The sequence below is a fragment of the Thiocapsa marina 5811 genome, from assembly GCF_000223985.1.
GTDB classification, from domain to species: Bacteria; Pseudomonadota; Gammaproteobacteria; order Chromatiales; family Chromatiaceae; genus Thiocapsa; species Thiocapsa marina.
This window is the reverse complement of the sequence record NZ_AFWV01000002.1, coordinates 15,531-35,094: the sequence shown is the minus strand read 5'-3', so window position 1 is coordinate 35,094 and position 19,564 is coordinate 15,531. Positions and strand designations below refer to the sequence as shown.

Here is a 19,564-nt window from a genome sequence, read left to right as displayed (position 1 = left end):
GTGCACCTCGTTTCACTGGCCATCATCCTCTGTGCCGTCGCCGCGACCGCGGTTGCCGACGATCGCTCTGCGGCCGAGACGAACGCAGCAGCCGAGGCCGCCGCGAGCCCGGGCCTCGCCCTCGATCCGACCGAGCACCCCGACGACACCTCCGCCGACGCACCCGATGCCGCACCCGATGCCGCGACCGGTGCTCCTGGCGCGGCGTCGTCGAGCCCGGCATCCGTCGCCGTTCCCGTGCCGTTGCCGCCGCTTGAACCTCTGATGCGGCACACGCCGAGCGAGGCACTGCAGGACCTCGACCGCCCTGATCCGCAGGGCGACTCGGACGCGGTCTTGCCGCTGCTCGTATCCCCCGAGGATCCCGGAGCAACGGCACCGACGGTCGAATTCGCACCGCGCGCACTCGAGCTGCCCGCAGCCTGGGATCCACGGCTGCACGCGGACCTCCCCTGGGAGTTCTGTGGACCCCGCTCGGGCGCGGCCGGATTCGCCGGTCCCGCGGCACCGGCGGGCACCGCGGGCGTCCCGGTCAACATCGTTGCCGATCGTGTCGACTACGACCGCAACACCGAGGTCATCCAGTTACGCGGCGGCGTGGATGTCGTGCAGGCCGATCAGCGCTTGTCGGCAGATCGATCAAACTACGACCGTCGCAGCGGCCGGCTCGATGCAAGCGGGAACGTCTTTCTCGAAACGCCCGGGCTGCGCATCCAAGGGGACACAGCCGATTACAATGTGCTGACCCGTCAAGGCACCATCGACGCCGCGCGCTATCGCCTCTCGGGCAGTGCAAATCTGCTCGGCACGGCCGAAGAGGCCGAGATCCTCTCCGAGCAGCAAAGCCGCTATCGCAACATCACCTACACCACCTGCCCGCCCGGCAATGCGGATTGGTCGATCAGGGCGCGCGATCTGAAGCTCGACCAGGAAGCCGGAATGGGTTATGCGCACCACGCCCGGATCCGCATCGGCAAGATCCCGGTGCTCTATACCCCTTACATCTTCTTCCCGATCGACGATCGGCGCCGCAGCGGATTTCTGATCCCGAGCTTCGGCTCGTCGGATAAGACCGGCACCGACATCAGCATCCCTTACTACTGGAACATTGCCCCGAACATCGACGCGACCATTACCCCGCGCATCATGAGCACGCGCGGCCTGATGTTGGGCACGCAGCTGCGCTATCTCGATCGCTTTCAGCAGGTGGAGATCAACGCAGAGGTGTTGCCCGAGGACCGCCGGGCCACCGAGCTCGGCACCCGCGGAGCGGTGCGGATCGAGCAAACCGGGCAGCTCGGTCCCCGTTGGTCGAGCGCGATCGATTTCACATCCGTCTCGGATGACGAGTATCTTCAGGACTTCGGCAACCGCCTGGATACCACGAGCCTGCGCAACTTGGTGCAGCGCGGCGACGTCAACTACTTCGGGAAGGGCTGGCGCGCACTCGCGCGCGTGCAGCAGTTCCAGACCGTCGACGCCGCCATCGCGCCGGCCAACCGCCCCTACGGACAGCTGCCGCACATCGAGCTGGACCTGAATCGCCGACGTTGGAACGACCTGGTCGAGTACGACCTCGAGGGTCAGTACGACTTTTTCGACAATTCGGCGCGTGTCTACGGCAATCGCCTCGTCGCGGTTCCGACCCTACGCTTGCCGCTACGTCGCAGCTTCGGGCATCTCATCCCGCGGGCGCGCCTTTACTACACCGGCTACGATCTGCTCAACCAGGCCGAGGGCCTGCCGTCGCGGCAATCCTACGCAATCCCGAGCTTCGATCTGGACGGCCTCCTCGTCTTCGAGCGCGATACCGGCTGGTTCGGCACGCCGACGCTCCAGACCCTGGAGCCGCGAATCTACTATGTGCTCACCTCGTTCGAGGACCAATCCAACGCGCCCTTGTTCGACACGACCGAGCTGGACTTTTCCTTCGCCAGCCTGTTTCGACCCAACCGCTTCACCGGGTACGACCGCATCGGCGACGAGAACCGGCTGACCTTGGGCCTGACCTCGCGCACCATCGCCAATCAGACCGGCCGGGAGCTGTTCCGCGCCAGCCTCGGTCAAATCTACTATTTCGAAGATCGACGCGTTCAGCTGTCCGCAGACACGGTGGAAGACGATATCCGATCCTCCGTGGCCGGCGAATTCGCCGCCCGCGTGACCGACGATTGGAGCGCGCGGGCGAGCCTGCAATGGAACCCCAACGACACGGAGGCACCCTGGGAGAAACGGGTCGTACAGTTGCGTTACGCACGCGAGGAGGGAAGCCGACTGAACCTCGCCTACCGCTTCAATGACGGCGACGACCCGGATCTGCGCTACGAGGACACCGACATCTCGTTGCAGGTGCCCATCGGACCGCAAGTGAAGCTCGTCGGGCGGTGGCTCTACTCGATTCTCAACGAGGAGACGGTCGAGGCCTTTGCCGGCATCGAATTCGGACGCTGCTGCTGGCGCCTGAGGTTACTTGGCCAACATCTCCAGACCGGCAGCGACAGCGGCAGCACCAGCCTGATGTTGCAGGTCGAGCTCGCCGGACTCGGCTCATTCGGAAACCAGATCGACACACTCCTGGAACGAGGCATCTATGGTTATCACTCGGACTAGACGCGGGCATCAGCGAGCGAACGCCTGTGCTCGCCTCGTGGCTGCCGGCTCACTGCTCGCGTGCCTGCTGATCGGCTCGGCGCCGGCGACGAGCCAGGTCCCCATCCAAGAGCTGGACGCCATCGTCGCGGTGGTCAACGACGATGTGGTCGTGCGCAGCGAGCTCGACGCCGAGATCGATCTGGTCCTGCCGCAGATGCAGAAGGCAGGCACCGCGCCCCCGCCGCTCCCCCAGCTCGAAAAGCAGGTGCTCGACCGACTCATCCTCAAACGCCTGCAGGCACAGCGCGCTCGCGATCTGGGGATCCAAGTCGAGGAAGCCACGCTCAACGAGGCCCTGACCAACATCGCCCAGCGCAACGGGCTGACCCTCGAAGAGCTGCAGGCCACGCTCGAGGCGGGCGGGATTCGCTTTGCCGATTTCCGCGAAGACACTCGCTCCCAGATCGTCACCAGCCGCCTCCAAAATCAGGAGGTGGTCAACAAGATCCAGATCACCGATCAGGAGATCGACCGTTTTCTCGAGCGCGAGTCCAGCCGCCTCATCGAGCGCGAGCAGGTCCGGCTGCAACACATCCTGATCGCACTGCCCGAGAACGCGACCCCGGCCCAGGTCCAAGCCGCCGAGGCCAAGGCCGCACGCCTCGTTACGCGGCTGCGCGGCGGCGAGGATTTCGCCAAGGTCGCGGCGGCCGAGTCCGACGGGCGCAACGCCCTGCAGGGCGGCGATCTGGGCTGGTTCGAGATGGGCGCCGTGCCGAGTCTGGTCAGCGAGCTCGCCTTCACCATGGCCGAAGGCGAGATCAGCGAGCCGCTCAGCAGCCCCAGCGGCTACCACATCATCAAGCTCACCGAGATCAAGGCCGCCACCCCTGACGATGTCGTACAGACCAACGCCCGTCACATCCTGATCCGCACCAACGAGCTGGTCTCCGACGACGACGCGAAACGGCGTCTCGAGCAGCTGCGCATCCGCATCGTCGGCGGCGAAGACTTCGCGACCCTGGCCCGGTCGAATTCGGACGACACCGGCTCCGCCCTGAAGGGCGGCGACCTCGGCTGGGTCAATCCCGGCGACACCGTACCGGACTTCGAGGAGGCCATGAATGCACTTCCACCGAACGGCGTAAGCCAGCCGTTCCAGAGCCCCTTCGGCTGGCACATCGTCCAGGTGATCGAGCGACGCAACCAGGACCAGGAGGGCGAGTACATGCGACTCAAGGCCCGCGAGGCGTTGCAGCGACGCAAGGCCGAAGAGGCCACCGAGGAGTGGCTGCGTCAGCTGCGCGACGAGGCCTATGTGGAGATCAGACTCGACGAGGACGGGCAGTCGTGATCGCCATCACGCCCGGAGAACCCGCCGGGGTCGGTCCCGATCTGGTGGTGCGCCTGGCTCAGGATCCCCCGGACACGCCGCTGGTGGCGATCGCGGACCCGGAGCTGCTGGCCGAGCGCGCGCAACGCCTCCAGCTCCCGCTGCACATCGAGCGCTTCGCCCCCGGCGATGCGGCGCCTCCGGCGCAGGCAGGCCATCTCGCCGTCCTGCCGGTCGCCTTGCGGCAGCCGGTCACGCCGGGCCGTCTGGACACCGCGAATGCGCCTTACGTCCTCGAGACGCTACGAATCGCCTGCGAAACCTGCTTGGATGGCTCCTTTGAGGCCCTGGTGACCGGCCCGGTGCACAAGGGCATCATCAACGACGCGGGTCTGCACTTCACCGGTCACACCGAATTTCTCGCCGAGCGCTGCGGCGCCGAGCCGGTCATGATGCTCGCCACGCCCGGTCTGCGCGTGGCCTTGGTCACGACACACCTGCCGCTGCGCGATGTCGCTGCCGCCATCACCCGCGAGCACCTCGCCGAGGTCATCCGCATCCTGCACCGAGACCTCTCGACCCGATTCGGGATCCCCGAGCCGCGCATCCTGGTCTGCGGGCTCAACCCGCACGCGGGCGAAGGCGGTCACCTGGGACGCGAGGAGATCGAGGTGATCGAGCCCGTCCTCGACGAACTGCGGGGGCTGGGATGGCATCTGATCGGGCCTTTGCCGGCGGACACGGCCTTCGTCCCCGACACGCTCGCCGACGCCGACGCGGTCCTGGCGATGTACCACGATCAGGGACTGCCGGTGCTCAAACACCTGGGCTTCGGTCAGGCGGTGAACATCACGCTCGGCCTGCCGATCATCCGCACCTCGGTCGATCACGGCACAGCGCTGGATCTGGCCGGGACGGATCGGGCGGATCTCGGGAGCTTAAGGGCTGCCCTCGACATGGCCCGTTTTTTGACCGGGGCATCGCTCTGAGGAAGCTGAGGTACGTCTGAATGCACATCGCGACGACCGTCGGCGTCACTTCCGGCCGAATCGTCTGCGCAGTGGGATGGGATGCCGATTCCCGGAAATCACCTTCGTCAGAGGTGCCGTTGATCCTAGATCCGGCAGTTGAACGCCCCCTGGAGTGCGTCCCGCGCGGTGTCCGGCAAGGCGCAACGAGGCGGCGTAGTGGTTCTACGCCAACGAGTTGCAACGCAGCCGGGCGCCGCGCGGGGCGTGCTCCAGGGGGCGTAGCGGCCGTCACCCGGCGGGTGAGCTCTCGGACGAGCACGATCTTCAAGGCAGTCAAAGCCTTGCATGAAGCACGAAGCGGTCAACTGCCGGATCTAGGTTGATCGTTGCGACCCTCGACGGACTCGGGTGTGGGGTGTGGCGGAACCACCTCGGGCAGCAACCGGCGAAACTCTTTCCTCACCACCTCGTAGCACTCGCACACCCGCGCTTCCAGGCCCGGTCGATCCAAAACCGTGATCCGGCCCCGGCTGTAGTCGATCAACCCGGCACGCTGCAAGCGTCCGGCGGCCTCGGTCACACCCTCGCGCCGCACGCCCAGCATGTTGGCGATCAGCTCCTGGGTCATATGCAGCTCGTTGGAGGGTAGACGGTCGAGGCTGAGCAGCAGCCACCGACACAACTGCTGGTCCACCGTGTGATGACGGTTGCAGACGGCGGTCTGCGCCATCTGGGTCAGCAAAGCCTGGGTGTAGCGCAGCAACAGCGGCGGCAACACCCCTTGGCGATCCCCTCCGGTAGGCGCGAAAGCCTGCTTGAGCAGCTGTCCGCCAAGCCGATACGCCTCCCCGGCGCTCTGCACCACGGCACGATTCGGCATGGTCTCCCCGCCCATGAAGAGGGCGATGCCGACGATGCCGTCGTTGCCGACCACGGCGATCTCCGCGGATGCGCCATCCTCCATGACATAGAGGAGGGACACGATGGCGGTCGTCGGAAAATAGACATAGTTCAACTTGCCCCCGGACTCATGGAGTGTCTGCCCGAGTTCCAGTTGGACCAGCTCCAAGTGCGTCAGCAGCTTTCGATACTCGGGTTCCGGCAAGGTGGCGAGCAGATGGTTTTGGCGCGGGCTCGGAGTGGCGGTGGGCATGAGCGCTTTCCGGGGACTTCACGATGGATCATTGAAAAACGATAGCACGGCATGCTCGGTATCGCCTCCCTATGTGCGATCCCGAACAGAGCGATTCCGATCTCTCCGCTACACTTAATCACTGACCCAGCGGAGACAAACCATGACCAAGACGAGGACCCGGGGCGACGCCACGAACATCCCTGCGTCACCCGTCGCGCCGCAGGAGATCGCCGAGGCGTCGCCGGCCACAACCGACGCAAAGGCGTCCGCAGAGCCGTCGTCGCTACCGGCACCGCCGAGCCCGTCCGCCACGACCGAGGTCCCGAATGCCACCGGACCGCCGACCGAGCGGAGCGCCGCCAAGCCCTTCCCCATCGTCGGCATCGGTGCCTCCGCCGGCGGCTTGGCAGCGTTCGAGGCCTTCTTCTCGGCCATTCCGCGCGATATCGAGACCGGCATGGCCTTCGTGTTGGTGCAGCATCTCGCGCCGGACCACAAGAGCATCCTCACCGAGCTGGTCAAGCGCTACACCCGCATGCAGGTCCGGGAGGTCGAGGACGGCATGCGGGTCGAGCCGGACTGTGCCTACATCATCCCGCCCAGCCACGACATGGCGCTGTTCAACGGCGCGCTGCGCCTGCTCGAGCCCGCGGCGCCGCGCGGGCCGCGCCTACCGATCGACTTCTTCTTCCGCTCCCTGGCCCAAGACCAGCACGAGCGAGCCATCTGTGTCGTGCTCTCGGGGACCGGCAGCGACGGCACCCTGGGCGCGCGCGCGATCAAGGGCGAAGGCGGGCTGGTGATGGCCCAGACGCCCGAGACGGCGGCCTAAGACGGCATGCCGCGCAGCCTCATCGCCGGCGGCCATGCCGATTACGTCCTGCCCCCGGCGGAGATGCCGGCGTACCTCATCGCCTATGCCGCACAGGCCTTCGGCAAGAGATCCCGGCCGGTCGCCCCGTCGGCATCCACCGAGGATGCCCTGACCAAGATCTGCATCCTGCTGCGCGACAAGACCCGCCATGATTTCTCCCAGTACAAGGAGAGCACCTTAAGGCGTCGGATCGAACGGCGCATGGCACTGCATCGGATCGATCGCCAGGGCGACTATGTCGGCTACCTGCGGCAGGACCCGGCGGAGATCGAGGCACTGTTCAGCGACCTGCTGATCGGCGTGACCAACTTCTTCCGCGATCCCGATGCCTTCGCCGCCCTCGAGGAGGAGGTCATTCCGCGTCTGTTCTTCGGCAAGCCTGCGGGCGCGACCGTACGCGTCTGGGTCTGCGGTTGCTCGACCGGGGAGGAGGCGTACTCCATCGCCATCCTGCTGCGCGAGCATCTGGAAACCCTCAAGCAGGCCTACACGATACAGGTCTTCGCGACCGACATCGATCCACGCGCCATCGAGCAAGCCCGCACCGGTCTCTATCCGAGCAGCATCTCGGCCGACGTCTCCGCGGCGCGGCTGGCGCGCTTCTTCTCGGAGGACCCGCAGGGGGGCTACCGCGTCCAAAAGGTGGTGCGGGATCTCCTGGTGTTCTCCGAGCAGGACCTGGTGCAGGATCCGCCCTTCTCCCGGATGGATCTCATCAGCTGCCGCAACCTGCTGATCTATCTCAACGGCGATCTGCAAGCGCGCCTGATCGCGCTCTTTCACTATGCCCTGAGTCCGAACGGCGTGCTCTTTCTCGGCAACTCCGAGACCGTCGGCGAGGTCCCTGCCCTGTTCGCGCCGCTCAACCGCAAATGGAAGCTCTACAGTCGCCTGGAGCGGCCGCGCGGCGCCTTCGTCCCGACCTCCGTCATGCGCGAGCCCCCGCCGGCGTCGACCGGCGACCAGCAACCCTTGCCGCACGCCGCAGCAGGTCTGACCAAGGGCAAGCTCGATCTGCGCGCACTCACCGAGCAGGCCCTGCTGCGTCACGGCGACCCGGTCGGCATCCTCGTCAACGGCCGCGGCGAGATCCTCCACATCTACGGTCGCACCGGGCAGTACCTGGAGCCCGCCCCCGGCGATGCCGCCATGAACGTCTTCGCGATGGCGCGCGAGGGCTTGCGACGCGATCTGACGACCGCGCTGCACCGCGCCGTGACGCACCGCGAGCCGGTCCGTCGCCCGGGGCTGGGGGTGAAGACCAACGGCGACTTCAGCCGCGTCGATCTGACGGTGCGCCCGGAGCAGACGCATCTGGACGGGAGCCTGCTGACGGACTTCTACCTGATCGTCCTGGAGACGGCCACACCGGAGCCGACCGCCTCGGCGACGGCGGGGGCCGCCCCCACCAGCGGCGACGGGGACTGTGAGCAAAACGCGCGCATCGCCGAGCTGGAGCTCGAGCTGCGCGCGAAGGATGACTATCTGCAATCCACGCGCGAAGAGATGGAGACCTCCAACGAGGAGCTGAAATCCACCAACGAGGAGATGCAGTCCGTCAACGAGGAGATCCAATCCACCAACGAGGAGCTGGAGACCTCCAAAGAGGAGCTGCAGTCGGTCAACGAGGAGCTGGCCACCGTCAACGCCGAGCTCCAGACCAAGGTCGCCGATCTCTCGCGCGCCAACAACGACATGAACAACCTGCTCGCCGGCACGGGCGTGGCGACCCTGTTCGTCGACCACCAACTGCGCATCACCCGCTTCACGCCGACCGCGACCCGGCTGATCAAGCTGATCGCGGCCGATATCGGGCGACCGGTCGGCGACATCGTCTCCAACCTGGTCGACTACACCGATCTCACGGACGACGTACAGTCCGTGCTGAGCGACCTGCTGCCCCGCGAGCACGAGGTTCAGACCCGGCAGGGCGCCTGGTTCCTGATGCGGATCGGACCCTATCGCACCCTGGAGAACGTCATCGAGGGTGCCGTCATCACCTTCGTGGACATCTCCGAGCGCAAACGCAGCGAGGACGCGGTCCGCGCGGCCCGCGCCTTCGCCGAAGCGATCGTGGATGCGGTGCGCGAGCCCCTGGTCGTTCTGGACGCCGACCTGCGGGTGGTCTCGGCCAACCGCGCCTTCTACCGCCACTTCCGTCTGAACGAAGCGGAGACCCGCGACCGGCTCCTGTTCACGCTGAGCCACCACCGCTGGGACATCCCGGCACTGCGCGATCGCCTGCAGGAGATCCAGGCGCAGGGCGGCAGCTTCGAGGACTTTTCGCTGGAGCAGGACTTTCCGGACATCGGAGCGCGCTCGCTGCGGCTCAACGCCCGGCGCATCGACCCCGGCGAGGGTCAGACCGGCATGATCCTGCTGGCACTCGAGGACGTCACCTCCCCCCCCCCCCCGGGATCACCTGAACCAACCGATGCCCCGACCCCCGAGGCCCGGCCATGAGCGACCCCCATGATCTCGAAGCAAACAAAGATCCGGGCGAGCGGGGCGTCGCAGGCATCCCGCCGCGCGCGCCCTCCCGCGAGGAGATCTCGGCACGGCTGCGTCGAGAGGCCGAAGCGCGTCTGCCGACACCCGACGAGCCGGCACTCCCGGCACTCGCACCCGATGAGGCCGAACGCCTGATCCATGAGCTGCGCGTGCATCAGATCGAGCTCGAGCTGCAAAACGAAGAGCTGCTGCGCACGCAAGAGGCCCTGGAAACCGCCCGATCACGTTACTTCGATCTCTACGATTTAGCGCCGATCGGCTACCTGACCCTGACCGAAGAGGGCATGATCCGGGAGGCCAACCTTGCCGCCGCCACCCTGCTCGCAACCACGCGTGTCGGCCTGGTCGGCCGTCCACTGACCCGCTTCATCCTCCCCGAGGACCAGGACATCCTCTATGGGTGCCTGCATCGGCTGCGCAGCACACGCGAGCCCCAGACCTGCGAGCTGCGGCTGCGCAAGACGCAGGGCGTCTCGCGCTGGGTCCGTGTCGACAGCGCTCTCGAGGCGCATCGGATGGGCAATCAAGGCCACTGGCGGGCCACCCTAAGCGACATCACAGCGAGCAAAGAGGCCGAGCAGCACCTGGTCGACGCCCAAGTGCGGTTGAAACGGGTGGCTGGGATGGCCGATGTCGGCTTCCTGGAGTGGTATCCGCGCACAGGCACCGTACTCCTGCAACCCGCCGTGCACTCCTCGACGAGCGATGCGCAGGACGCCGCGGCCCCGCAGACCCTGGACGCTTGGCTGGCCCGGCTGCATCCGGAGGATCGCGAGCCGGTTCGCACCGCCTTCATCCACTTCGCCACCGACTGCGAGGCATCCCCGGAGATCCACTATCGCCAACACAGCGAGAGCGGCGACTACCTCTGGTTCGCGGCCTATCTGGAGCCGATCATGGATGATCGGGGCCTGCTCGATCGGGTCCTGATCGCTCACCAGGATGTCAGCCAACGCAAGGAATCCGAGGAGCGTGCGCTGCGTTTGATGCAACACGACCCCTTGACGGGGTTGCCGGGCCGGAGCCTGCTCACACCGATGGCCGCGCAGATGCTTGCCGGCGCCGGGCGCGCGGGCAAACGCTTGGCGGTCTTGTTCGTCGACCTGGACCAGTTCAAGGCCATCAACGACAACTACGGACACGCGGTCGGCGACGAGGTGCTGCGGCAGACCGCCGAACGTCTGCGCGCGTCGTTCCGCGCCGACGACCTGGTCGCCCGACTCGGCGGAGACGAGTTCGTGATCGTCCTGGCCAACATCCGAGACGAAGACGACGCCGCAACCGCTGCCGGCACGGCCATCGCAGCGCTCGCGCGCCCTTACCGGGTCGCCGAGCAGGAATTGACCTGTCTGCCCAGTATCGGGATCAGCCTCTATCCGGACGACGCCGCGACGATCGATGCCCTGATCAAGTGCGCGGATCTGGCCATGTACCACGCCAAACAGGTCAGTCCGGGGCAGTTTCAGTTCGCCACGGCCGCGCTCGAGCGCCAGTCGCGAGCCGTCGCGGTACTGAAGGACGGCCTGCGCGAGGCGATGTCGCACAACGGGTTTCGACTCCTCTACCAACCGGCGATCGATCTGCGCAGCGGCGCCGTCATCGGGGTCGAAGCACTGCTGCGGTGGCCTCAGGCCGACGGCAGCGAGATCGCACCCTTGGTGTTCCTGCCGATCGCCGAATCGATCGGACTCATCCACGACCTCGGTGCCTGGGTGCTCCGGGAGGTCTTGCGCCAGCACCGCGCTTGGCTGGCCGAGGGATTGCCGCCGATCGCCGTGACGGTGAACGTCTCGGCGCGCCAATTCCGCCATCAGTCGTTTCTGCAACGCATCACGGACGCACTGCACGACGGCGGGGTCGACCCGGCCCTGGTGTCGCTCGCGCTGGGCGAGGCCACGCTGCTGCAGGACACCTCGACCTCGCGCCGCCTCCTGGACAAGCTGCATGCGCTCGGGGTGCGGGTGGCGCTGGACGACTTCGGCATCGGATCCTCCTGCCTCGGCGAGATCGAAGACCTGCCGTTGGATGCCCTGGAGATCAACCGGACCCTGGTGCAGGGTCTGGACAACGGGGCGCGAGCGCCGGCCATCGTCGAGACCATCGTGCGTCTCGGCCAGGCCCTGCAGGTCAAGGTCACTGCGATCGGCATCGAGACCGAGGCGGAGCTCGGCGCCGTGCGCGACCTGGGCTGCGACCGTGCACAGGGGTTCTATCTGGGCAAACCCATGACGGGCGACGAGCTCGCCGCCTGGTATCGCCGCCGGCTGCCCGTTCCCGGAAGCAACCCGTGCCTGCCGCTTGGTCCACCGTCATGAGGAGAGCTTCGGCCTGTTCCACTCGATGTCCATGGCCGGAGCACTCGCTCGGACGCTTGATGGATGGATTGATTGAATTCGTCGATCTCGCCACGCGTGATGAAAGGCGGACGCCGTTCCCGCGCCGGCGACTGCCCGTCGCGTAACGACATCTTGGCATTTTTTTGCTTTTTCATTAGGTCTTTTAATAAGCCTCGCCATCCTTTCGCTGAATGCTCTCGCAGCCCAAGCAACACCCGACTGAGTACCGCTTTATTTACGATCAGAAGCCTATAAACTCAGCAGAAATATCCAGAACAGCTATACTGAATGTGATGGAGCACACAGCACAGCAATCCGCCCAGACGATGAGATGTGCAGTCTGCCTGCCCCCCGCGGTCCGGCAGGACGAACAACCCGGGATCGATTCAAGCTTATCAACACGAAAGGGTATTTAAATGAACTGGAATCAAGTAGAAGGCAGCTGGAAACAATTCACCGGCAAGGTCAAGGAGAAATGGGGAGACATCACGGACGACGACCTCGACCGCATCGCCGGCAAGCGTGACGTCCTGGTCGGACATATTCAGGAGAAATACGGCATCGCACAGGAGGAAGCCGAAAAACAGGTCAAGGAGTGGGAGAAGAGCAACAAGCTCGACGGTTAGGACGAGTCACATCCTCGAGCGTTCGGCCGCGTTCAAGACTCCAACGGAGCAGCGAAACGGGATCCGCCCGCTCGCACTAAAGGAGCAAGCACATGTCACTCGGCACGATTCTCGTCATCGTCCTGATCCTTATCCTGGTCGGTGTCATCCCGACCTGGCCGCATAGTCGGTCGTGGGGTTACGCCCCCTCGGGCGTGATCGGCCTGATCCTCGTCATTCTGCTGATCCTGTTTGTATTGGGTCGGCTCTGACATTCGGATGCCTTCGGTCGGTTCGCCGCAGGCGAAACCGCCCGAAGGATCTGTCCCCTATCACCATTGAGAGAGGCACATGCCCCGATGAAACAATCCTATAAAGCGATCTTGATGTCGTTATTGGTCCTGAGCTTCTCGCTGGGATCGCTCGGTTGCGAGAAACAGGGTCCGGCCGAAGAGGCCGGAGAAACGATCGATCGAACCGTCGAGAAGACCGGGGACAAGATGGAGGACATCAAGGATGCGGCCACGAAATAGCGCGGAGCATTCCGGAATGAGTCGTTCCTACAACGGCGCTTTGATGGCGTCGGTGATCCTGGTTTTCGCTCTTGGGTCGGTCGGCTGCGAGCAAGAAGGTCCGGCCGAAAGGGTCGGGCAATCGATCGATCGAACGGCCGAAAAGGCCGGCGACAAGATGGAAGAGGCCAAGGAGGCGGCTTCCGAGAAGGCAGAGGAGGCAGGTGCCTATATCGACGACGCGGCGATCACCGCCAAGATCAAGGCAGACTTCTTAGCCGATCCGATGCTCGAGGTGTTTCAGATCGGCGTGACCACGACCGACGGTGTCGTCACGCTCAGCGGTGAAGTCGACTCGCAGGCGAGCATCGACAGAAGTCAAGCCATCGCCGGCGGAGTCGAGAACGTCCAATCGGTCCGAAACGAGCTGGTGGTCCAGGTCGCCGAATAGCGTTGCGACTCCATCTGAGCATCTGAAGGAACGAACCGCTCCTCGGAACGCCTCGGGCGTCCGAGGAGCCCCGACACCCAAGAGAGGAAACGCAGATGGACGCCGAATTCAAAACCAGAGCCCCGCAACTGAAGAATCGGGTCGTAAAGGTCGTCAAGTATTATGATCCACGCACCTGGAAGGAGAAAGGTCTATGGTGGACGGCCGGGCTGTTTCTGGTGACCTATCTGGTGATCGTGATCATCTTGAGCCTCGTTTGGTCACGCTCCCCCGGATCATTCGATGTCAATGAATACGCGATGGCGCGGGTCGGACAGGATTCGACCAAGCTGGTGCCCGGCACCATGACGACCGCTGCGGCCATCGGGATTGCCGAGACCCTCTTGAATAAACCGGGCGGCTACCTGACAAACGATATTACACCTCCGGGAATCTTTCTGGACAACATCCCCAATTGGGAATTCGGCGCCCTGACCGAGCTTCGCGATTTATCCCGCGCTTTGCGTAATGACTTCAGCCGTGCGCAAACGCAATCGGTCGAAGACGCGGATCTCCAGATTGCGGAGCCGAAGTTCAACTATGATTCCCAATCCTGGATCTTCCCGTCCTCCGAGTCGGAATACCGCGACGGGATCGCGGCTTTGCAGCGCTATATGGCGCGACTCGCCGACGATAAAGGCGGCGATGGTGAGTTCTTCGCCCGCGCCGACAATCTGGCCGCCTATCTGCAGGTGGTTGCGAAGCGGCTCGGCAGTCTTGCGCAGCGCTTGTCTTACGCCGTCGGTCAAGCCCCGCTCGATACGGCGTTGGCCGGCGACGCAAGCGCCACGGAGGCATCGCCCGACGCCAGGCAAACCTGGAACAAGACACCCTGGCTCAAGATCGACGACGTCTTCTTCGAGGCACGGGGCTATACCTGGGGGCTTCTCCGGACGCTGACCGCCATGGAGGCGGACTTCGCCTCGGTTCTCGAGGACAAAAACGCTCTCGTGTCACTGAAGCAGATCGTGCGGGAGTTGGAAAATACCCAAAACACGATCTGGAGCCCCATGATCCTGAACGGCACCGGATTCGGCCCCATGGGTAACCATTCCCTGGTGATGGCCTCCTACATCTCGCGCGCCAATGCGGCAATCATCGATCTCCGTCGGCTTTTGATCGAGGGTTAGCCAAAATCTTTCGTAACTGTTCAGGTAGCCAACCGCCTTACGGCAAGTGCGGCATCGGAGGCTGGCCCCGGAAGGTCATCACAAGTGCGGGATAGAGATCGATCGACTGCTTGCGCAGGGTGGACAGATAGGAGCGTACCGTGGCGAAGGCCGCGGCACCTTCGGGCGAGCGGAAACAGCCCGAGACCTTCTGCTTGAGCTTGGGCATGCGCAGGTCGCGTTCCGCTTGGTTGTTGTCGAAGGGCACCCGCAGATCCGTGACAAACCGCATGACCTCGTCGCGGTGGGTGCGCAGGCGCGCGACCAGGTTGTAAGCCGGCGTCTGTTTGACCCGTCGTCGACTGCCCGGTGGCGGGAGGCGCTGCGGATGAAAGAAGGCCCCGTCGGCGAGGATGCTGTCGTAACGGGTGAAGAGGTCCTCCACCACCGCAGCAGGGAGGGCTTCGAGGCCGGCCGCGCGGGCGGCGATGGTGGCGTCGTTGGCCTCGCACAGCAAGGCGATCAGCCGTTTGGGCCAGGACAGCACGGGGTCGGCTTCGGCGAGGGCGATGAGTTCGCGCAGGTGATGGGCATTGCAGAAGGCATGCTGAGCCGGGGTGCTCAAGTACGCCCGCCAGTGATCGTGGACCAGGATGCCGCGAAAGCCGTCGAGCAGACCGATGCCGGTCAACGCCTCGGCGCCGCGCTTGGCGTGCACGGCGTAGAAGGTCAGGACCGAGGTGCACAGCACATGCAGCCACTGCAGGGCGCCGGCGACGCGCATCCCCGTCTCATCGGCATGGGCCACGGCGCTGCGCACGATGGATCGACCGATCGCCGCCACGGGTGCCGCCAGGCGCACCGCCGCCTCGCGCCCCATGTTCACCAGGGTCGCCGGGGAGAGCGTGATGCCCGCCAAGACACCGAGCAGCTCGGCGCTGCGTCGATAGGGCAAGAGCTGGTAATGCGTCAAATACACCGCCAAGGCCGACAGCCCCGGGCCATACTGCACCGGGGCGCCGAGCGCATCCGGGAAGGCACTGCAATGCACCTGGCCGCAGGCACACACCCCGGTCACGGTGCGATATTCGGTGACCTCCCGGCGCACCACCAGATCGATGACCTGACGGCGCTCGGGCAACACCTCGACAGCCAGTTCGGCGCAGTCGTGCCCGCAGCTGCAAAGCCCCTCCAGGGGCAGCACGATGCGGTGCTCGGGATCCTCCACCAGTGCTCGAGTGGCGCCCGGATGATCCTTCTGACCACCGGGCTTCATGCCGCTGCGCACGCGGCGCGAGCGCGGCGGCGGTTTCTTGAACGGAGGATCCGAGGACGGGGGCTTGCTGGAGTTGTGGCTATCCTTGCCTAAGCGCGCTTCCAGATCGCGGATGCGCTGGAGCAGCTCGGCGATCTGTTTCGCTTGCTCGGCGGTCTGCGCCCGCAACCGCGCCAGTTCGACATCTTTGCTGTCAGGACTGTCGGTTGTCGATGGCGGCTTAGGCATGTTACTAACTTACCGCCCCAAGGGATTGTTTGGCAAGCTGACCTGAACAGTTACAATCTTTCAGTTGTTTTGCATTGCGTCCCGAACACCTTCAGGGCTTCTTCAGGGGATACAGAGCCATGATGCAGGGTCATCCACGTGCCGGCCGGCACATCACCGGCAGCAAAACCGGCGTTCACATGGAAAACGACTTGGCAGGACATCTGTTTGTCCTGCTGGGCGTCTTTCAAGAATACCAAAGCAGCGCAATCGCCTTGGTACGTCTGCGCACCGCCGTCCTTCGTGATCCGCACTTGGCGTCGGTGCTGCGCCCGTCATTGGACGATATGCAAAGGGCCAACCAGGCCCTGCGAAAGGAGGTGATGCAAATGCAGCACGATATTGCTGCGCAGATCGCCCACAACCCGGATCATGATGTCGGCTTCAAGCCAACGCCCGAACAGGCACACTCGTGATCCGTCAGTTCCGAGCATCTATCATTGCCGATGCTCGGATTTTTCGAGTCGTTTAAACCGCGTCCAGAGCAACATGCGTCGTTTTCATTGTTCGTTTAGCTTCGGAGATATCCTTGATCCCAGTGAGACGCGGTTTAGATTTTGAAACTTTTTAATACTTTAAACCGCGCCGGCTCCGACAGTGATCTGAGCCGGCGCGGCCAAGCCACTCCGACAAATGACGCATACCGCACCAGGCGCGGTTTAGTGAAGGTGATTATAATGAAAACACTGATTGGGTTAGTGATGCTGTTGTCGATCGGGCTCTTGATCGGGTGCAATACGATCGACGGAGCAGGTCAGGATATCGAACGTGGTGGCGAAGCGGTAAGTGACACGGCCAAAGAGGTTCAAAAGAGCATGTAAATTGTGCTCGTCACGGGACCCTAATGCTTAAACCGGGAAACACGACACCTCAACGGCCTCGTGACACCCGTTCCACGGTGTCACGCCTTCCCGGCGTCGCTCTGCGCCACGTACCAAGGTAGGCCCAAGTCTCGGCCATAGTGCGGTCGGACAGAATGGGGCTTGTACAGACCCTCAGTCGTTCTGGAACGGGTGGATGGCACGTCAAGTCCGCTTGACCTCTATGACTGTCGTGCCGACCTGTCATCAGCCTGTCCCGTTGCCAGGTTAGGCGGAAGTTTACGCATATTCCGTTCGCTAGCGAACAGAGCGATGACGCGTTTGGTCGACACCGCTCCGCACACCGGACACTCGACCGATTCCGGCCGAAATGACGAATAAGGCCTATGCGTCGACGGGGCTTCAATGTACGCTACAGCACAGACGCACGGCTTCGTCAAGGTGATTCTGAGATGATGGCACCGAGATTGGATGCCGGGTCGTTCGTGTACAGACAGACGGATCTGTCCGGGTGATCGTGGGTGACGCCGGCAGTCAGGCATCGACATCGCCGTCGTTTCTTCAGTCGCGCGTTTTTCCAGAGAAACGCCCAATCAGGTAACGACAAATGAACAAGATCTCGACAAGCGCCCTTCTTATCACCATGGCTTTCGTGCTGCTGCTTGCGGCGTGCAGCACGGCCTCGAAGTATGAGCCAGCCCCGGCCGCCGCCGCACCGATGTACGAGCCAAAACCAGATCGCAACTGATCACTTGCCGGTTGCCACCAGATTCGCTGTCGACGACGACATTGAAACGTCCAAGTCGACAGCGAAGCTCGAAGGTCGAATCCAGGGTGACGCAGGAAGCCCGTCAATTTCACGTCGGCACAAGCCGTTGTGCGGTGTTGTCGTGACATCGAACCTGTTCCGGCCTGCGGTGATCGGTTTCCTCGCCATACTCGCCAGCCATACCGGTTTCGTCGATGCTGCAGCATCGTCGCTGTTTTTTGATCACGCTCAGGGTCCGTCGGTGTCGAGGCCACTTCCACCGGAGTACGTGATCGGCCCGGACGGGTCCGTCGTGCTGCGGATTTGCTTTAACTGGTCCTGTGCGAGCAGACAGACCATGACCTTCACTTCCGAGGATATAGCTCTTCTCAAAAGGCATCTGGCGGTTTGCCCGGGCACGAGTCTTCACGATCGGCTACAGCAGGTGCGTATCGGCATCTGGCAAATGGAATTGCTGGCACAAAAATATCAGCCGTTGTTGGCCAACGACCTTGCCATCAACATTTTTGAAGCGGGGGTTGAAGGGCGGATGGATTGCATCGACAACGCCAGCAACACCACGAATTATCTGCATGTTCTCCGCGACATCGGGGAGCTTGCCGGTTGGTCGGTCTCGTCGCCCAAAGTGCGTATCCCTTTCGATATCACTGCGGTGCACTGGACGGCCGTCATGATCGATACGGAGAGCGGGCTTCCCTGGAGCGTCGACTCCTGGTATCGCCCGAACGGTCATCTACCGATGGTCATGCCATTGGCGAGCTGGATCGACGAGAAACAGGCATGGAAAACGCCCTTCGAACGTCTGAATGCGACCCCGCACTCCATCGACGAGCTCTGCGACACGCAGCCGCCGGGCAGCTTGAGGCCAGCGGAGTCTTCCTTACGATGATGATCAAACCCGCCTAAACCGCGCCTGCCCCGACGAGGCTGCCGCGGTTGCTCCAATCCCGAAACACCACCTACAACGCCGCGCGCGGTTTCGTTTCCGGCATGACATAAACAATGCCGACCGTCCCGGCAAACAGGCGATGTATCACGTCCGTGAAGAATTCCGGTGGAACATTGATGCAGCCATAGGAAATACGGTTATCGAGCGGCGATGGACTGGCCAGGCGTTGCGGTCGGCGCTGTTCGGGTATGCTCGTCACGACCGGATGCATGGAGATGGCGTTTTCGTAGTCCAGCCAGAGGATTTCCTTGCCATGGGAATTGCGCCCCATTGCGGTCATGAAGCGCCCCGCGGGCGTTGTACGATCCGCGGGGGGGATCAATGACATCCGCATGTCACTGATGCCGGGGGCGACGTCATCACCTATCCCCATACCCAGCAGCACGGGGGCCGCGCCCTTGAGCTGTCCGTCCACGCTAAAGGCATAGACCTTGGCGTTGACCTTATCCACGATCGCGAACGGCATGTTGAGATTGTCTCTTGAAGCGACAACCCAATCCGCCGTCTCCCGCGTCCTGCGCGATGCGGTCTCCGACCCAAAGTTGGCCCGCCCGGAGCTCAATGGCGTGGCCATTGTTGGCTCCATCACGAACGGAACCTCGGCCTCTTGCGCATAGCTTGCATTGAGCATCGGGTTGGGCATTTGAGCGGCATCGCCCGCCTTCGTGGCCAGGTGCGGGCCGCATCCGACAATCAACGGAACGAAACACAGGCTTAATGCCGCCATCCTCTTACGACCGCGCGCTTGGCGCGGACCGCCGCTCGCTGGTGGCTCGATTGCACGCATTTCCGAATCCTCGCCGACGCCGGTTTCTCGCAATGCTCGGCGATGCAGTGCCGGTGGTCAATGGGTTCGTAGCGATTGCCCTGCTTGGCGTATATCCATCACTCCGGTGAGACGACGGGGGGCTCGTTCATAACTCCGGCTGGAGCGGCACGTGGCGCGGAGCGCCAGGAGAAGCGCGACACCGCCGGAGCGGTGTTACGAGCGCTCCAATGGGTCGGGTGACCCAG

Annotated in this window: 18 protein-coding genes; 15 read left to right on the top strand and 3 right to left on the bottom strand. The window is 63.8% G+C overall.

From position 1 onward, the window contains the following. From THIMADRAFT_RS02585 to pdxA, 3 genes are read left to right on the top strand one after another with little or no spacing between them, the layout of a single operon-like run. Positions 1–2,610 carry an LPS-assembly protein LptD gene (locus tag THIMADRAFT_RS02585; RefSeq protein WP_007191400.1) on the top strand — a complete coding sequence of 870 codons (2,610 nt, stop codon included), beginning with the start codon at positions 1–3 and terminating at the stop codon, positions 2,608–2,610. Continuing rightward, on the top strand, positions 2,591–3,946 hold the full coding sequence (locus THIMADRAFT_RS02580; RefSeq protein ID WP_007191399.1) for a peptidylprolyl isomerase: 1,356 nt from the start codon (positions 2,591–2,593) through the stop codon (positions 3,944–3,946). The genes THIMADRAFT_RS02585 and THIMADRAFT_RS02580 overlap by 20 nt, the downstream gene beginning before the upstream one ends. Further along, positions 3,943–4,914, top strand: a complete 972-nt coding sequence (gene pdxA / locus THIMADRAFT_RS02575) for a 4-hydroxythreonine-4-phosphate dehydrogenase PdxA (protein ID WP_007191398.1) — start codon at positions 3,943–3,945, stop codon at positions 4,912–4,914. The genes THIMADRAFT_RS02580 and pdxA overlap by 4 nt, the downstream gene beginning before the upstream one ends. A 343-nt stretch (positions 4,915–5,257) precedes the next feature. On the opposite strand, the gene THIMADRAFT_RS02570 is transcribed toward pdxA, so the two are convergent. Next, positions 5,258–6,049, bottom strand: coding sequence for a Crp/Fnr family transcriptional regulator (locus tag THIMADRAFT_RS02570; protein ID WP_007191397.1), 792 nt, complete (start codon positions 6,047–6,049; stop codon positions 5,258–5,260). A 142-nt stretch (positions 6,050–6,191) separates the two neighbouring features. On the opposite strand from THIMADRAFT_RS02570, the gene THIMADRAFT_RS28350 reads away from it, so the two are divergent. The 8 genes from THIMADRAFT_RS28350 (at position 6,192) to THIMADRAFT_RS02535 (ending at position 14,489) form a co-directional block, all read left to right on the top strand. After that, on the top strand, positions 6,192–6,863 hold the full coding sequence (locus THIMADRAFT_RS28350) for a chemotaxis protein CheB (RefSeq protein ID WP_007191396.1): 672 nt from the start codon (positions 6,192–6,194) through the stop codon (positions 6,861–6,863). A 6-nt stretch (positions 6,864–6,869) separates the two neighbouring features. After that, positions 6,870–9,368, top strand: a complete 2,499-nt coding sequence (locus THIMADRAFT_RS02565; protein ID WP_007191395.1) for a CheR family methyltransferase — start codon at positions 6,870–6,872, stop codon at positions 9,366–9,368. Beyond that, entirely contained in the window at positions 9,365–11,731 is a 2,367-nt protein-coding gene (locus THIMADRAFT_RS02560; RefSeq protein WP_007191394.1) for a sensor domain-containing protein, read from the top strand. Before THIMADRAFT_RS02565 ends, THIMADRAFT_RS02560 begins: the two co-directional genes overlap by 4 nt. Positions 11,732–12,168: 437 nt before the next feature. Beyond that, entirely contained in the window at positions 12,169–12,378 is a 210-nt protein-coding gene (locus tag THIMADRAFT_RS02555; protein WP_007191393.1) for a CsbD family protein, read from the top strand. A 92-nt stretch (positions 12,379–12,470) separates the two neighbouring features. After that, the gene (locus THIMADRAFT_RS25340) at positions 12,471–12,629 is read left to right on the top strand and encodes a DUF3309 family protein (protein WP_007191392.1); all 159 of its coding nucleotides are present in this window, start codon (positions 12,471–12,473) and stop codon (positions 12,627–12,629) included. Between the two features lie 87 nt (positions 12,630–12,716). Then, positions 12,717–12,890, top strand: coding sequence for a hypothetical protein (locus tag THIMADRAFT_RS02545; protein WP_007191391.1), 174 nt, complete (start codon positions 12,717–12,719; stop codon positions 12,888–12,890). Between the two features lie 16 nt (positions 12,891–12,906). Continuing rightward, positions 12,907–13,320 (top strand): BON domain-containing protein, encoded by a 414-nt coding sequence (locus tag THIMADRAFT_RS02540; RefSeq protein ID WP_007191390.1) that lies wholly within the window; start codon positions 12,907–12,909, stop codon positions 13,318–13,320. 95 nt (positions 13,321–13,415) lie between these two features. Then, positions 13,416–14,489, top strand: coding sequence for a DUF2333 family protein (locus THIMADRAFT_RS02535; protein WP_007191389.1), 1,074 nt, complete (start codon positions 13,416–13,418; stop codon positions 14,487–14,489). Between the two features lie 37 nt (positions 14,490–14,526). On the opposite strand, the gene tnpC is transcribed toward THIMADRAFT_RS02535, so the two are convergent. Then, complete coding sequence (gene tnpC, locus THIMADRAFT_RS02530; protein WP_007191388.1) at positions 14,527–15,972, bottom strand: IS66 family transposase; 1,446 nt, start codon at positions 15,970–15,972, stop codon at positions 14,527–14,529. A 119-nt stretch (positions 15,973–16,091) separates the two neighbouring features. On the opposite strand from tnpC, the gene THIMADRAFT_RS02525 reads away from it, so the two are divergent. The 4 genes from THIMADRAFT_RS02525 to THIMADRAFT_RS02515 all read left to right on the top strand — a co-directional run bounded on the left by THIMADRAFT_RS02525 (position 16,092) and on the right by THIMADRAFT_RS02515 (position 18,490). Beyond that, positions 16,092–16,427, top strand: coding sequence for a hypothetical protein (locus tag THIMADRAFT_RS02525; protein ID WP_007191387.1), 336 nt, complete (start codon positions 16,092–16,094; stop codon positions 16,425–16,427). Between the two features lie 261 nt (positions 16,428–16,688). Continuing rightward, positions 16,689–16,832, top strand: a complete 144-nt coding sequence (locus tag THIMADRAFT_RS02520) for an entericidin A/B family lipoprotein (RefSeq protein ID WP_007191386.1) — start codon at positions 16,689–16,691, stop codon at positions 16,830–16,832. Positions 16,833–17,439: 607 nt separating this feature from the next. Next, a complete protein-coding gene (locus tag THIMADRAFT_RS26970; protein ID WP_007191385.1) occupies positions 17,440–17,580 on the top strand; it encodes a hypothetical protein in 141 nt (46 codons plus the stop codon). Between the two features lie 142 nt (positions 17,581–17,722). Continuing rightward, a complete protein-coding gene (locus tag THIMADRAFT_RS02515; RefSeq protein ID WP_233490143.1) occupies positions 17,723–18,490 on the top strand; it encodes a hypothetical protein in 768 nt (255 codons plus the stop codon). A gap of 70 nt (positions 18,491–18,560) precedes the next feature. Here THIMADRAFT_RS02515 and THIMADRAFT_RS02510 read toward each other — a convergent pair whose 3' ends face one another. After that, positions 18,561–19,337, bottom strand: a complete 777-nt coding sequence (locus THIMADRAFT_RS02510) for a hypothetical protein (RefSeq protein ID WP_007191383.1) — start codon at positions 19,335–19,337, stop codon at positions 18,561–18,563. Between the last annotated feature and the right edge of the window lie 227 nt (positions 19,338–19,564).

What these genes read in the sequence shown, in the direction of transcription:
- THIMADRAFT_RS02580 (WP_007191399.1), top strand. Translation starts at nt 2,591, where the DNA reads ATGGTTATCACTCGGACTAGACGCGGGCATCAGCGAGCGAACGCCTGT.
- THIMADRAFT_RS02570 (WP_007191397.1), bottom strand. Translation starts at nt 6,049, where the DNA reads ATGCCCACCGCCACTCCGAGCCCGCGCCAAAACCATCTGCTCGCCACC.
- THIMADRAFT_RS28350 (WP_007191396.1), top strand. Translation starts at nt 6,192, where the DNA reads ATGACCAAGACGAGGACCCGGGGCGACGCCACGAACATCCCTGCGTCA.
- THIMADRAFT_RS02565 (WP_007191395.1), top strand. Translation starts at nt 6,870, where the DNA reads ATGCCGCGCAGCCTCATCGCCGGCGGCCATGCCGATTACGTCCTGCCC.
- THIMADRAFT_RS02560 (WP_007191394.1), top strand. Translation starts at nt 9,365, where the DNA reads ATGAGCGACCCCCATGATCTCGAAGCAAACAAAGATCCGGGCGAGCGG.
- THIMADRAFT_RS02555 (WP_007191393.1), top strand. Translation starts at nt 12,169, where the DNA reads ATGAACTGGAATCAAGTAGAAGGCAGCTGGAAACAATTCACCGGCAAG.
- THIMADRAFT_RS25340 (WP_007191392.1), top strand. Translation starts at nt 12,471, where the DNA reads ATGTCACTCGGCACGATTCTCGTCATCGTCCTGATCCTTATCCTGGTC.
- THIMADRAFT_RS02545 (WP_007191391.1), top strand. Translation starts at nt 12,717, where the DNA reads ATGAAACAATCCTATAAAGCGATCTTGATGTCGTTATTGGTCCTGAGC.
- THIMADRAFT_RS02540 (WP_007191390.1), top strand. Translation starts at nt 12,907, where the DNA reads ATGAGTCGTTCCTACAACGGCGCTTTGATGGCGTCGGTGATCCTGGTT.
- THIMADRAFT_RS02535 (WP_007191389.1), top strand. Translation starts at nt 13,416, where the DNA reads ATGGACGCCGAATTCAAAACCAGAGCCCCGCAACTGAAGAATCGGGTC.
- tnpC (WP_007191388.1), bottom strand. Translation starts at nt 15,972, where the DNA reads ATGCCTAAGCCGCCATCGACAACCGACAGTCCTGACAGCAAAGATGTC.
- THIMADRAFT_RS02525 (WP_007191387.1), top strand. Translation starts at nt 16,092, where the DNA reads ATGATGCAGGGTCATCCACGTGCCGGCCGGCACATCACCGGCAGCAAA.
- THIMADRAFT_RS02520 (WP_007191386.1), top strand. Translation starts at nt 16,689, where the DNA reads ATGAAAACACTGATTGGGTTAGTGATGCTGTTGTCGATCGGGCTCTTG.
- THIMADRAFT_RS26970 (WP_007191385.1), top strand. Translation starts at nt 17,440, where the DNA reads ATGAACAAGATCTCGACAAGCGCCCTTCTTATCACCATGGCTTTCGTG.
- THIMADRAFT_RS02510 (WP_007191383.1), bottom strand. Translation starts at nt 19,337, where the DNA reads ATGCGTGCAATCGAGCCACCAGCGAGCGGCGGTCCGCGCCAAGCGCGC.